General features: G+C 48.4%; 14 protein-coding genes. 10 read left to right on the top strand and 4 right to left on the bottom strand.

Translation table 11 applies throughout. The features are described 5' to 3' along the window. Positions 1-377: 377 nt before the first annotated feature. On the bottom strand, positions 378-1346 hold the full coding sequence (locus tag AC1DYT_RS18550; protein WP_477471025.1) for a sugar phosphate isomerase/epimerase family protein: 969 nt from the start codon (positions 1344-1346) through the stop codon (positions 378-380). A 235-nt stretch (positions 1347-1581) separates the two neighbouring features. Here AC1DYT_RS18550 and AC1DYT_RS18545 point away from each other — a divergent pair, with 235 nt between their 5' ends. Continuing rightward, entirely contained in the window at positions 1582-1923 is a 342-nt protein-coding gene (locus AC1DYT_RS18545) for a hypothetical protein (RefSeq protein WP_477471024.1), read from the top strand. 533 nt (positions 1924-2456) lie between these two features. Here the strand turns inward: AC1DYT_RS18545 and treA are convergent. Both treA and AC1DYT_RS18535 read right to left on the bottom strand, forming a co-directional pair. Further along, positions 2457-4031 (bottom strand): alpha,alpha-trehalase TreA, encoded by a 1575-nt coding sequence (gene treA, locus AC1DYT_RS18540; RefSeq protein ID WP_477471023.1) that lies wholly within the window; start codon positions 4029-4031, stop codon positions 2457-2459. Positions 4032-4100: 69 nt separating this feature from the next. Then, the gene (locus tag AC1DYT_RS18535; protein ID WP_477471022.1) at positions 4101-4769 is read right to left on the bottom strand and encodes a phosphatase PAP2-related protein; all 669 of its coding nucleotides are present in this window, start codon (positions 4767-4769) and stop codon (positions 4101-4103) included. A gap of 175 nt (positions 4770-4944) precedes the next feature. On the opposite strand from AC1DYT_RS18535, the gene eat reads away from it, so the two are divergent. The 9 genes from eat to AC1DYT_RS18490 all read left to right on the top strand — a co-directional run bounded on the left by eat (position 4945) and on the right by AC1DYT_RS18490 (position 12666). After that, on the top strand, positions 4945-6297 hold the full coding sequence (gene eat, locus AC1DYT_RS18530; protein WP_477471021.1) for an ethanolamine permease: 1353 nt from the start codon (positions 4945-4947) through the stop codon (positions 6295-6297). Positions 6298-6459: 162 nt separating this feature from the next. Next, entirely contained in the window at positions 6460-7845 is a 1386-nt protein-coding gene (locus AC1DYT_RS18525) for an ethanolamine ammonia-lyase subunit EutB (protein WP_477471020.1), read from the top strand. After that, entirely contained in the window at positions 7833-8600 is a 768-nt protein-coding gene (eutC, locus tag AC1DYT_RS18520) for an ethanolamine ammonia-lyase subunit EutC (RefSeq protein ID WP_477471019.1), read from the top strand. Before AC1DYT_RS18525 ends, eutC begins: the two co-directional genes overlap by 13 nt. Positions 8601-8662: 62 nt before the next feature. Continuing rightward, positions 8663-9163: a hypothetical protein gene (locus AC1DYT_RS18515; RefSeq protein WP_477471018.1), complete on the top strand. Its 501-nt coding sequence runs from the start codon at positions 8663-8665 to the stop codon at positions 9161-9163. A gap of 117 nt (positions 9164-9280) precedes the next feature. Next, positions 9281-10102, top strand: a complete 822-nt coding sequence (locus AC1DYT_RS18510; RefSeq protein ID WP_477471017.1) for an oxidoreductase — start codon at positions 9281-9283, stop codon at positions 10100-10102. A gap of 24 nt (positions 10103-10126) precedes the next feature. Further along, complete coding sequence (locus tag AC1DYT_RS18505; RefSeq protein WP_477471016.1) at positions 10127-10933, top strand: helix-turn-helix domain-containing protein; 807 nt, start codon at positions 10127-10129, stop codon at positions 10931-10933. Between the two features lie 52 nt (positions 10934-10985). Next, entirely contained in the window at positions 10986-11381 is a 396-nt protein-coding gene (locus AC1DYT_RS18500; protein WP_477471015.1) for a hypothetical protein, read from the top strand. 18 nt (positions 11382-11399) lie between these two features. Beyond that, positions 11400-11972, top strand: coding sequence for a Crp/Fnr family transcriptional regulator (locus tag AC1DYT_RS18495; RefSeq protein WP_477471014.1), 573 nt, complete (start codon positions 11400-11402; stop codon positions 11970-11972). A 250-nt stretch (positions 11973-12222) separates the two neighbouring features. Further along, positions 12223-12666: a carboxymuconolactone decarboxylase family protein gene (locus AC1DYT_RS18490; protein WP_477471013.1), complete on the top strand. Its 444-nt coding sequence runs from the start codon at positions 12223-12225 to the stop codon at positions 12664-12666. A gap of 181 nt (positions 12667-12847) precedes the next feature. On the opposite strand, the gene AC1DYT_RS18485 is transcribed toward AC1DYT_RS18490, so the two are convergent. Next, positions 12848-13231, bottom strand: coding sequence for a hypothetical protein (locus AC1DYT_RS18485; protein ID WP_477471012.1), 384 nt, complete (start codon positions 13229-13231; stop codon positions 12848-12850). Between the last annotated feature and the right edge of the window lie 91 nt (positions 13232-13322).

Genomic DNA, 13322 nt, shown 5'->3' with positions numbered 1-13322 from the left:
ACGCGAGTTTACGGCTTGATGCAACAGCCCATAAGAATAGGCCGGCCGCGAATATGGCATGGCGTTGAATTACACATGATTAATAAAGTTTAGTGCTTAAATATAGTGTTTTTTTTTTAAATTCAAACTTTATTTAACGCTCTTAAAAAAATCAACAAAACAGCATTAGCTCACTAAAAAAAGCCGGGGCCCGCTATTTGGAGGGGGAAGAAGATGGCATTATTCCTGCCGGTAGGGTGTTAAGGGAGCGTAGTTGCTGATTGGGCCTATGCTTTTGTATTAAAGCACATATCAGAGATGCCTTACTGCACCGACTGGGCATATAAAACAGGAAAGGGTGCTCATTGACACCCTTTATTGTTTTATAGCTTTTTGGCTTAGCTTAAGGCCTGCACCAAATACTCTCTGCAAACTTTTACCTCCTTCACCGCATCCGAGCCGGCGGGTATAATATATTCCAATTCGATAGTGGCAGGGAATTTATATCTATTGGTTTTCATCAGGGTCAATACTTCTTTTATCGGGGTATCGCCCGTGCCCCATGGCGCGTTGGGCCCATCGTGGAATTTACGATCCTTGATGTGCATGCTTACGATACGATCATGGTATTTCTCGATGAATGGCACCGGGCTGCTACTGGTACCAGAGGCATAGTGCCCGATATCCAGGTTGATGGCATTATACGACGATTGGCTTAAAGCAGTATCCCAAAGCGTTGGGGTAGCCTGCGTATGGGCGTGATAGCCTACCATCATTTTATGTTTGGCGGCCAGGTCGCCAAGGCGTTTGGTTTGCTCATCATCCGGCAATTCTACCGTAACATGGCTTACCCCTAATGCTTTGCCTGCTTTAAAAGCGTATTCTATTTCGGCATCGGTGTTCTTCTTACCCAGGGCGTTGGGTTTCCATGCGTAAATTTTTACGCCGGCATCTTTATACATTTTGCGCAGCTCAACAAATTTATCCATCGGTGCGCTGGCTCGCCACTCGGCTAAACGTTTAGGCAGATCAGCATTAGCAGTTATTTCTTCGGGTGTTTGCGGCCGACCGTAAGCTCCGGCCCTTTTTGGTGCGCCTGCGTAGGCTTCGGCGGCATCGCCCATCAGTTCTATGGCGTTGATATTGCAATCGATGCAGTACTTCAGCAAATCCTCCACTGTACCCGGCATGCTGCGGAACGAATAGGTGATAACGCCTATCTGCACGCCGTTCACCATGGAGTTCGGCTTATCGGCCCGGCCTAAAAAAGCCCCGGCAAACGAGGGTTTGGATAATAAAAATAACCCCGTTGCGGCAATTGCGCTATTGCCAAGAAACCGGCGACGGCTTAAGTTCTGCTTTTCCATGAATTTAAATTGGTTTGGTAATTGGTTTTACCAAAATTATAAATTTATAGCTATCAGGCAAGTATGTATTAAAAGTGTTACCGTGACACATTGGGAATGGCAAATAATTGGTAGAGATTGATGAGTGGAAATTTGCGCCTGCGCTATAACGATTATTAAAAGTCAAACTTTTCGACAAATGAACGCGGAATAGTGGAGCCACACCAATCTATTATCATACCTTTGCTGTTCACGCATGGAAGAAAGAAAATATTTAACTACCTGGAAAAGGTACATCCCCGTTATCCGCTTGCATTTAAAACGAAGCCTTACCGAAGAGCAAAGTTTTAAATTAAACATAACCGATTTCGAATCGGCGGGCGACCGCGGTAAATCCGGGTACACATTTAATCTAACCATGGAGAATGGCAAGGTTACCAACAACGTCAGCGGATCTGCAGTAGCACGCGACCTTTACGAGGCGCTTAAAGACGATGAAGCCATCAAAGCCTTTTTACAGGAAAGGCATGTGAAGATGTCGGTAGGCAAATCCTTTGTGCTGAGCATCAAAACAACACATATATCCGCTTATAAATAAACAGGGGCAGCTTTGTCAACTTTTTAAAAGTTGACAAAGTTTAAAACCTTCAATTTTGCGCCTGCCCTGGCTGCTACTCCCCATCGCTATTTCAACTTGCAGAGATAGATGCCGCCGTGTGGCTGAAGTTTTTTTGCCGCATCCAGCTGTTTTTTTGGCTTCTAAGCTTTCTTCCGGTTACGGGTGCAAACCTGAGAACACGTAGCCTACGTACTCATCCAGCAGCATATACACCACCATTACTGTTAAACAGGCAACGGCGATATAAATGATTTTCCTTTCGATAGACATTGGGTTATTTATTTTTTATTCTGGCAAACGAAAGGCCTGGTCTGCCTGCCAGTAAGCAGGCATCGCAAAAAAAACTCACCACATCGTCCTTGCGAGGAGCGGCGTGGGGTAAAGCGCGGTGGCGCGACGCGGCAATCATCGGCAAGCAGAGCCGCTTTGCAAGTCTGATTTGCTTGCCGATGATTGCCGCGCTATCGCTCGCAAGGACGTTATGGAGAAGCTTTTGCCTATCCCGCATCCCCCTACTCCCCCTTCTTCTCATCAAAATTATACCTGTTCATCAGCTTCAACAACACCCCGTTCGTCCAACCGAAACCGTCTTGCAGGGGGTATTCGCCGCCGCCGGCGGTAAGGCTGGTATCAACCACGTTATATTTCTCGAGCAGTTTGCCGGTTTGTTTGAACACGCGGATGTTGAGGTTCATCCAGCGTGTGGCTATATCTTTGGCAAGTTCGTGGTGGTTGTAGTTCTCCAAACCGTCAATAGCCATGTATTGCAACGGCGCCCAGCCGTTTGGCGCATCCCATTGCTGGCCGCTAAAGTTGAGGGTGGTAACCAGGCCGCCCGGTTTCAGGAAGTTAGCTTTCAGGCCATCGGCAACCTTTTTGGCTTGCACCGCGGTAGCAATTTTGAACTCCAGCGGGAAAACCGCCGCAAGGGTTGGTATGGCATTGCGCTTGTTGGTTGTCCAGTTATAATCGTTGAACCAGTCGTTCTTCTCGTCCCAAAAGTATTTCAGGATGGCTTTTTTGCGGGCAACTGCTTTGGCGGCATACAATAGGTATTGCGCCTTGTTCCCTTTTACGTAATAGCTGCGGGCAATGGTCAACTCCATGTTATACATCAGGCAGTTAAGGTCTACAGGTACCAGGTCGGCGGTTTGTATCGTGCCGATTTTGGCAGGATCGGTAAACCAACGGCTGCTGAAATCCCATCCCGAAGCTGCTGCCGCGCGGATGTGATGGTAGAAAACAGGTAGTGCTTGGATAGTTGTTTTGGCGGCATCCACATCTTTGATGTACGATTCCTCGCGCGGCTGGTCGCTTTCGTCCCAATAGCGGTTAAGCAGGCTGCCATCGGCCATGCGCACGGCGCGGTGCGCGGCTTTACCTCTGGCAAGGCCGGCCGAACCCAGCATCCAGTAGTTATATTCTTTGATAAGTTGCGGTTGGTATTTGGTAAAAATGGCGTTCCCTTCGCTTTTAGCCAGCAGGTTCACCATCATGGCGAAGAATGGCGGCTGCGAGCGGGTAAGGTAATAAGCGCGGTTGCCGTTGGGGATAAAGCCATAAGTATCTATGAGGTAGGCAAAGTTATCGATCATGCTTTCGATAACCTTTTCCTGGTGGCTTTGCTGCAAGCCCAGCATGGTAAAGTAGCTGTCCCAATAGTATATCTCGCGGAAACGGCCACCCGGCACGATGTACGGGTTAGGCAAGGCTGCTAATGACGATAACTTTGAGCCGGCATCGGGCTTGCGCTGCAGCACCTGCCAAAGGGTATCGATATGCTTGCGGATGCCATCCTCGATATTGGTTTGGAAGGCATGCGTAGGCGATGCTGGCGGCGTAAAGTTAGATAGCACGAACTCCTTCAGGTCGAACCCGGTTTTGCCCTTTTGCTCGTTGTACGATTTCATGATCTGGCTGGGCTCGAACCTGGGCGTACAATCTACGAAGGTTTTATTATCGGGGAAGATATCCGACGATTGCACCGCCTCGAACAAGCCGGGGAACAACTGGCGCGGCGTTTTTTGCTGTGCATGCGCGTATGAGGTAATCAGTACCAAAGCAATTACGAAGATTTTCCTGAACATAGTATAGCCGTTTATATTGGTAATAACGAGCTATAAATTTAAGATATTATGCACTAACCGCAAGCTTTTTTAAGCCTGATCGCCCGTAAATTTAGCGGGAGGACTTAGCTTGAGGAAATGACAGGTAATGCGGTAGATGATGTAGACAAAAATCGGGGCCGCCAAAACATCGATGGTGTAGTGGATATGCTGTATCAGCAGCAATACAATTACCGCCACGAGGGCACAAAAGGCAACGATTTTATCGCTGCGTTTATCAACGCATAGGAAAATCAGCATCATGGTAGAGGTATGACCGCTGTAGAAAAGATCTTTAGTGATAACGGCATTGCCATAGAATATACCGGTGATAGGGTCGATGAGGTGAACCATGCCGCGCGGCGGATCAAGCGCGAAGGCGGCGATAGTCATCATACGCGTAAGGTTTACGAAGAAAAGCGTCCAGGCGTATTTGATGTAGATGTTGGGGTCGTACAAGGCGCGCGATACTACCAGTATGCCCATGCTCCAGATAATGGCAAAAATCAGGAGGGATACGTTGTAGGCGGGCAGGTAAGCAAGTACCCAATCGTTCAATACGATGCCGTTCCGTTTCTCTATCTGCCCGAAAAAGAAGGGCATGGAAGCTAATATGATGATGGTAAGTACAGAAGCCAGCAATATTTTGGAGCGTGTTTCCGGCATTTGCAGGGCTTCCACCCAAATTTCTTTTATCGTACGGGTATTATTCTTAGGCACTATTCTATTACAATATTAATCAGGGCTGCAAAGTTAAAAAATCGCCCCAATATTAAACCACCGTTATCTTATTATTAGATTAAGATAACAGTGAGGCCGGTTTTGCCCCTTTGTGACGCAAAATTTCCGGCTCACGTTTTTTATCTGTACCTTAAAGGCACATTAACTACAGGCATTGGAAAACACAGATTCGAAACAACTGAAGCGGGTGCTAAAGCCCCTGCATTTATGGGCCATAGCGGTGGGCCTGGTTATCAGCGGCGAATACTTCGGCTGGAATTTCGGCTGGAACGTATCGGGCACGGTAGGGTTCCTTATCGCCACAGTGATCGTTACTGTAATGTACATTACATTTATTTTCAGCTATACAGAGCTTACCACCTCTATACCCCATGCAGGCGGTGCGTTTGCTTATGCCTACCGCGCCATGGGGCCCTTCGGCGGGCTTATTGCCGGCTACGCTACCCTTGTCGATTTTTTGATTGCCACGCCGGCCATCGCGTTTTCGCTGGGCGGATACCTGCACTTTTTGCATCCGGCCATCGGGGTGCTGCCCTCGGCCATGGCTTTTAACGCGATTTTTATCATACTCAATATTTACGGGGTAAAGGAGTCGGCAACATTTTCGGTGTTCATCACCATTTTAGCGGTTATCGAACTGCTGCTTTTTATGGGCGTGGTTGGCCCGCATTTCAAGATGGATAATTTTTTAACCGATGCCATGCCCTTCGGCTGGAGCGGCGTTTTTGCGGCCCTGCCCTTCGCGGTGTGGTTTTATTTGGCCATAGAAGGCGTGGCCATGGTTGCCGAAGAAGTGGATAACCCCAAACGGAACATTCCCCGGGGATACATTTACGCTTTAGGCACGCTGGTTATTTTAGCGTTCGGCGTAATGATACTTACCTGTGGCGTTGCCGACTGGCACAAGCTAAGTAGCATTGCCTACCCTTTGCCCGAAGCCATCAGCCTGGTGCTGGGCAAAGGCAGTGGACTTACTCAGCTTTTCGCCAGCATTGGTTTGTTCGGGCTTATTGCATCTATACACGGCACCATCATCGCCTCATCTCGGCAGGTGTATGCCATGGCGCGTAGCGGTTACCTGCCAAGGCCGCTGGCCAGCGTAAGCCAACGCTTTAAAACACCGCATTGGGCCATTATTGCCGGCGGGGTAATTAGTTTTGCGGCTTTGTATATCTATCAAAAACAGCTGGACCAAATCATCATCCTATCGGTATTGGGAGCAGTAACCATGTATATGATGAGCATGATCAGCCTGTTTGTAATACGCCACAAAGAACCAAAACTCGAGCGGCCCTTTGCCGCCATATTTTACCCGGTTTTCCCGGCCATAGCCTTGCTTATTTCTGTTATTTGCCTGGTTGCCATCGTTTACTACAACCTGCAGCTAAGCCTGGTTTTTTTTGCGGGACTGGCCATTGCGCTGGCAATTTTTATGCTTATGGGCAAACACAAAACCAAAATTATGGACGATGAAATGCTTAACACGCCGGTTGGCAGTTTGCAGTAGGCGGTTTGCAGTGGGCTGTGGCCTCACCTAAATCCTCTCCAAAGGAGAGGACTTTTTTAGAACCCTCTCCTTTGGAGAGGGCAGGGTGAGGCTTCGGATAATTCAATGTCGACAACGAAGTATAGAGTCATTCACTAATTCAATAATTCAGTCCTTAACTAAATGTACCAGCACACCATCCTTGGTAAAGTTTATAGCTTCGATAGCCTGCGGGTGCTGCTGGCCAAGGCTTCGCCGCACCGTACCGGCGATGTGCTGGCCGGGTTAAGCGCAGGAAGCTACGAAGAACGCGTTGCTGCGCAGATAACCCTATCGGACGTGATGCTGGGGGATTTTCTGAACGAGGTAGTTATCCCCTACGAGGAAGATGAGGTAACAAGGTTGATTATCGATAACCATGATGCCGCCGCCTTTAAACGCATTAGCCACCTCACGGTTGGCGGACTGCGCGATTGGCTGTTGCTGGATGAAACCGATACTGCGGTATTGAAAAGCGTTGAAGATGCCCTCACGCCCGAAATGGCCGCCGCAGTATCGAAAATCATGCGCAACCAGGACCTTATCGCGGTAGCAAAAAAATGCGAGGTAGTTACCAAATTCCGCAACACCATCGGTCTAAAAGGTCATTTTGCAACCCGCCTGCAACCGAACCACCCTACCGACGACCCACGTGGCATTGCAGCCAGCCTTTTAGAGGGCTTGCTATATGGCAGCGGCGATGCCTGCATCGGCATAAACCCGGCTACGGACAGTCCCGCAGCTGTACTTAAAATTGTTATGCTGATAGACCAGCTACGCCAACAATTCGATATCCCCACGCAATCCTGCGTGCTCAGTCACATCACCACCACATTAGAGCTGGTGAACAAAGGCGCGCCTATCGATTTGTGTTTCCAATCTATCGCCGGCACCCAAAAGGCGAACGCCAGTTTCGGTATCAATTTAAATTTATTGGAGGAAGCCTATGAAGCAACCCTATCGCTCAAGCGCGGTACCGTGGGCCATAACGTAATGTATTTCGAGACCGGGCAAGGCAGTTGCTTATCGGCCAATGCCCATTACGGGGTAGACCAGCAAACCTGCGAAGCGCGTGCCTACGCCGTAGCCAAAAAATTCAAGCCGCTGTTGGTAAATTCAGTTGTGGGTTTCATCGGTCCCGAATATTTATACGATGGCAAACAGATAACCCGCGCCGCCCTGGAAGATCATTTTTGCGGAAAACTGCTAGGGCTACCCATGGGCATGGACGTTTGCTACACCAACCACGCCGAGGCCGACCAGGACGATATGGATAACCTGCTCACCCTGCTGGGCGTGGCGGGCTGCAATTTTATTATGGGCATACCCGGTTCTGATGATATCATGCTCAATTACCAGTCCACTTCCTTTCACGATGCGCTTTATTTGCGCAAAGTACTGGGCCTAAAGCCCGCCCCCGAGTTTGAAGCCTGGTTAATCAGGCAGGGCATAACCGATGCGGATGGCAACCCCAATAAGGGCGGGCCGGAAGCTTTCATCAACAAAACGCGATCCTTGTGGCTAAAATAGTAAAGCATAAACCCAACCCCGATGAACCTTTAAGCTTTTTGAAGGAGTTTACGCAGGCACGCATTGCGTTGGGCAGCACGGGCAGCAGCATCCCTATCAAACCCTCACTGGAGTTTAAGCTGGCGCACGCCCATGCCCGCGATGCGGTGTATTCGGTAATGGATACGGAAGCATTGGCCGATGAGTTGGAGCAATTCCACCTTCCCGTGCTGCAGCTGCATAGCCGGGCCACCGGCCGCGAGCAATACCTGCAACGGCCCGACCTTGGCCGCCTGCTGGATGAGCTATCCGTAAACCGCCTGGCCGACCAGATAGCGAACGACGGCATTGTGCTGATTCTGGCCGACGGCCTCTCGGCAACAGCCATCAATCAAAACGCGCTGGATCTATTAAAACTGCTGATACCCAAACTACAAGCCGCCAAGCTGAAACTCGCTCCGCTTTGCCTGGTAGAGCAGGGCCGGGTAGCCATTGCCGATGGCATAGCGGCAGAACTTGGCGCATCGCTTTCGGTGATACTGATTGGCGAACGGCCTGGTTTAAGCTCGGCTGATAGCATGGGAGCCTATCTCACCTATATGCCCAAACCCGGCCTAACCGATGATTCGCGCAATTGCATCTCCAATATCCGGCCCGAAGGTTTACCCATTGCACAGGCTGCGGATAAATTATTTTACCTGATACAGGAGTCCTTAAACCGCAAGTTATCGGGCGTGGCGCTGAAGGATAATGAGGGGTTGTTGTCACCCCATTAATTGCACTGCTCACAACAACTGCTGCTGAATTGTTGTATATTGGGGCTTCAACGTACCTTATCATGGCATATAATACAAATCAACCACAAACCCCGGTAGCGTTCATGCGCGTCTTTATCATAATCCACCTGGCATTAGCTGCCGGGCAGATACTTTTTGCTGTCGTAGTTACTTTGCTAAGCAAGCGCATTATCATCAACGTGCGCGATACGCACGACCCGCTTTTGTACGCTGTACCCGCGCTTGCCATAACGTGTTTTATACTCAGCAATTTTATATTCAAGAAGATATTGAGCAGCGCCGTAAAGCCCGATAATACGTTAAAACAAAAACTGACAATTTACCAAACCGCGCTAATTGTACGGCTGGCTTTGCTGGAAGGCCCATCGTTATTTGGCATCGTAGCCTTTTTCATCACCGGCTCGTTGTTTTTTATCGTAATATCTTTGCTATTGGTGGGCTATTTCATCTACATCAGGCCCACAAAAGACAATATTGAAGAAGCATTGGAACTGAGCTATGCCGAAAAACAAACCTTTAGCCAGGGAGACCAACAGCTGTAAACCTGTAATCTGAGCTTTATACCAAAGTAATTTGAGCTTCCTACCAAAACCCGACCCTTAATTTACCCCGACATTTGTTTTATACAAAGCACAAAAGCTTTATAAAATTTAAAACAAATGAAAACCACACAAAAAGTAATACTAATAACCGGCGCATCTGCCGGCATGGGTAAAGATTTCGCAAAAGAATTATTGAACGATGGCCACATTGTTTACGGCGCTGCCCGTCGCACCGATAAGATGGAAGACATCCGCCAACTCGGTGTTAAGGTTTTATCGCTGGATGTAACCGACGATGCCTCGATGGTAATCGCTGTTGACAAAATCGTAAAAGCCGAGGGCAGGATTGATGTATTGGTAAATAATGCAGGCTACGGTTCCTACGGCGCGATAGAAGATGTACCCCTCAGCGATGCCCGCCAGCAAATTGATGTAAATGTGTTTGGCGCGGCACGCATGGCGCAATTGGTTATCCCGCATATGCGCGCGCAGAAATTCGGGCGCATCATCAATATCACCTCAATCGGCGGCAAACTGGCCACACCCCTGGGCGGTTGGTACCACGCCAGCAAATTTGCATTGGAAGGTTTAAGCGATAGCCTGCGCAATGAAGTTGCCCAATTTGGGATCGACGTTGTGGTGATTGAACCCGGCGGCATAAAATCTGAATGGGTTGATATTGCCATGGACAACCTCAATAAGGTATCGGGCAGCGGAGCTTACAGTGCAATGGTAGAACGCTCGGGGCAAATTACAAAAAAGACGAAAGCCAACGAGTCAGAACCCGGTGTTATTACTGCGCTGGTACGCAAGGCTATAGAAGCTAAAAAACCGAAGACACGCTACCACGGCGGTTACCTGGCTGGTCCGCTGTTATTTTTGCGGAAGCTGCTCCCCGACAGGGCCTTCGATGCCATATTGATGAGCCAGTTGAAATAATTATTGAATATATTTAACACCAGTATGATGGACGAAAAAGGCCATATCCAGTTCAACAACCTGCTATATTCCTGCGGTGCCGAAAAGCAGCGCGGTAATGAGCAGTTTGTTTACGAACATGCCCTGGGCTACGTGGTTTCGGGCGAAATGCAGATGGCTACCACAAACGGCCCTGTAATATTCAAAGCCGGCACTATCGGGCTGGTTCGGCGGAACCAACTGATAAAAACCACTAAGGTGCCGCCCCCTGGCGGGGCGTTTAAATCGCTGAGCATATTTTTGAGCCAGGATTTTTTGCGGCGGTACAGTGCCGAAAACAAACTCGGCCAGGTTGGGCCTTACATGGGTGCGCCGCTGTACATGTTGCGGCCCGACGCTTATATGAAAGGGTATTTCGACTCGCTGCTGCCCTATTTTGCACAAGACACCCAGCCAAACGCGCCTTTGGCAGAATTGAAGACGAGGGAGGCGGTAGAACTCTTACTGCACCATGATCCTGGCCTGAAAAATATCCTCTTCGATTTTAGCGAACCCGGTAAAATCGATCTCGAATCGTTCATGAACCGCAATTACATGTACAATGTGCCTGCGGCAAAATTCGCCACGCTTACCGGCCGCAGCCTGGCCGGCTTCAAGCGCGATTTCGGGAAGATATTCCATACCTCTCCGGGGCAATGGCTGCTGCAAAAACGCCTCGCCGAAGCCCATTACCTCATCAGCAAAAAAGGCCGAAAGCCATCGGATGTTTACCTGGATGTGGGTTTCGAGAACCTTTCGCATTTTTCGTACAGCTTCAAAAAGACTTTTGGCGTTGCGCCATCGATGCTGTAATGTTTTGGAGATAAGTTTTGATTTAATAAGCGTGCCGCCTATATTAGTTTACATGAAAAACACCATCTACCTATGCTTGCTTGCCTTTTTACTGGCGGGCTGCAGTTACACGGTTTACGATATGAACAAGGGCTTACTAAGCATCCCTAAAAAAGATTCTTACCTGGTAAAGTATTCGATAGATATCCCTGCCGGTACCACAGCTGCTATAAGCTATACAGATAAGGGCAACGCTGCACAAACCGTAAAAGATGCAACCGGGCATTGGGAAAAGTCCGTCGATTTGCCATCCGGGCAGGAAGTAATGTTGAAAATCGACGTTAAGCTTCCCAAAGCCAACCCGGCAAGTCAGCTGATAACCATACAAACCGTTGATGGAACGGTGGTGGACAACAAGGTGCAAACCGGCAAAAATGTGATGTATAGGTTTGGGTATAAACTGCCTTAACCTGTATCTTCGCCTACCATGTACCCGCTATTGCTTGCCCATATCAAACGCTACGTTCAATTAACTCCTGCGGAAGAAGAACTTTTCTGCGGCAGGCTGGAACTAAAGAAGTTCAAGAAGAAAGCCATGATACTGGAGCCGGGTTATCATTGCGCGGGCAATTACTTCGTGCTAAAGGGCCTTTTGAGGCAGTATTACGTAAACAATAAGCTAAACGAGCAAATCATCCAGTTTGCGCTGGAAAGCTGGTGGATAGCCGATCAGGACAGCCTGTTGAACCGCCAACCCGCAAGCACCTATATACAAACCATAGAAGAAACCGAAGTGCTGCTGCTGCACGAGAAAGACCGTGCCGAACTTTTCGAAAAGATACCCAAGCTGGAAACCTACTTCCGCATCATGATGCAGAAATCCTTCATTGCCGCGCAACGGCGTGTAGGCTACATCTTCAACCAAAACGACGAGGAGCGCTACCGTTTTTTCACCTCGCTGTTCCCGGCCTTCGTGCAGCGCATACCGCAATATATGCTGGCATCGTACCTGGGGTTTACGCCGCAATTTTTGAGTAGACTAAGGGCGAAGAAGGTGTGAGTTATTTTTAACCGCAAAGAGCGCAAAGATTTGCAGGTTTGTTGGCACAAAGAGCACAAAGCTTTGCAAGTAGGTTAATGAATTTTTCTCAGGGATAAAAAATAAGACCAGGACAGGCTTTGCGCCTCTTTGTGTCTTCTTAGCGGCCTTTGCGGTTAAATAACCACGCGAAGGTTCGTTTTTCTTAAACTCAGTTCATTTTTCGAGCCCCTCCAAATGCCCATCTTTGTCTTAACAAAAACAAAAGAAAATGAGCAGATTAAAGTTAAATATCGCAGAACCTACGGCATACCGCGCTATGCTTGCATTAGAAAAATACGTTGAAAGCACAGGCCTAAGCCACAAACATAAAGACCTGATAAAAATCCGTGCATCGCAAATAAACGGCTGTGCCTTTTGCATAGATATGCACACCCGCGATGCCCGCAAAGCCGGCGAAACCGAGCAGCGCATTTACGCCCTCAACGCCTGGCGCGACACCAATTTCTTCGACGAGCAGGAACAAGCCATATTGGCCCTTACCGAAGAGGTTACATTGATAGCAGGTACCCATGTATCCAACGAAACCTACAAAAAGGCAGCAGCGCTATTCGACGAAGTTTACCTGGCACAGGTGCTGATGGCCATTATCGCTATAAACGGTTGGAACCGGATAGGGATAACAACCGAGTTAGTGCCGGAACTGCAGAAATAAATTTCTGGCGGACATGCATACAGGAGACGCAAAATGTTGCGCCTCTACAAAAAAATCAACGTAGAGACGCAAAATTAGCCTCAAAGGCTCTATGCATATTTATTCGCGACCGGGCCAGGGTGCAAACTTTGATTTGTGTTGCCACAGGCGCAAGCTTAAGCACGAAATAAATCAAGGGCAGCTACTGAACCTTTTTGGCAGCTGCCCTTATCTTTTCCTGCTCGCGGCTAATTTCCTGCACGGCTTCTGTTAAAAACTGTTTGCCATCGGCATTCAATACTGCGGCCTTATAGCCCCCATCGTAGTTATAAACTACCTTGCCTTTTTCGTTTTCGGCTTCAATCTTACGGCCGTTATGTTCAAATTTAACGTAGCCGCCCTCAGATATGTAGTCTATCCCGGTTTTGTCTTTACTAAAAACCACCTGGCCCGAATATTCGATGCGCTTGGTTTGGCCGTTATCATCCGTTGCGATGATGGTGGTGTTACGGTGCGAGCACGATGTAGTTAAGGCCATGAATGCTAACCCGAGCACTACAGCCTGCAATTTTTTATACCTGTTCATATTTTGTCGTTTTTATATAGACAAAAATAAACATTACATGGTATTATGCAATACATAGTACTATTGAATTATCTATTTAATTACAAATACT

Source organism: Mucilaginibacter sp. P1_D10 (assembly GCF_056406215.1).
Note: the sequence above shows the minus strand (reverse complement) of the source record. Positions and strands in the feature narration are given on the sequence as shown.

Excerpts from the sequence above, each read along its gene's own strand:
- treA (WP_477471023.1), bottom strand. The coding sequence starts at position 4,031 with ATGTTCAGGAAAATCTTCGTAATTGCTTTGGTACTGATTACCTCATAC.
- AC1DYT_RS18505 (WP_477471016.1), top strand. The coding sequence starts at position 10,127 with ATGATGGACGAAAAAGGCCATATCCAGTTCAACAACCTGCTATATTCC.
- AC1DYT_RS18550 (WP_477471025.1), bottom strand. The coding sequence starts at position 1,346 with ATGGAAAAGCAGAACTTAAGCCGTCGCCGGTTTCTTGGCAATAGCGCA.
- AC1DYT_RS18510 (WP_477471017.1), top strand. The coding sequence starts at position 9,281 with ATGAAAACCACACAAAAAGTAATACTAATAACCGGCGCATCTGCCGGC.
- AC1DYT_RS18545 (WP_477471024.1), top strand. The coding sequence starts at position 1,582 with ATGGAAGAAAGAAAATATTTAACTACCTGGAAAAGGTACATCCCCGTT.
- AC1DYT_RS18490 (WP_477471013.1), top strand. The coding sequence starts at position 12,223 with ATGAGCAGATTAAAGTTAAATATCGCAGAACCTACGGCATACCGCGCT.
- AC1DYT_RS18485 (WP_477471012.1), bottom strand. The coding sequence starts at position 13,231 with ATGAACAGGTATAAAAAATTGCAGGCTGTAGTGCTCGGGTTAGCATTC.
- AC1DYT_RS18515 (WP_477471018.1), top strand. The coding sequence starts at position 8,663 with ATGGCATATAATACAAATCAACCACAAACCCCGGTAGCGTTCATGCGC.
- AC1DYT_RS18500 (WP_477471015.1), top strand. The coding sequence starts at position 10,986 with ATGAAAAACACCATCTACCTATGCTTGCTTGCCTTTTTACTGGCGGGC.
- AC1DYT_RS18525 (WP_477471020.1), top strand. The coding sequence starts at position 6,460 with ATGTACCAGCACACCATCCTTGGTAAAGTTTATAGCTTCGATAGCCTG.
- AC1DYT_RS18495 (WP_477471014.1), top strand. The coding sequence starts at position 11,400 with ATGTACCCGCTATTGCTTGCCCATATCAAACGCTACGTTCAATTAACT.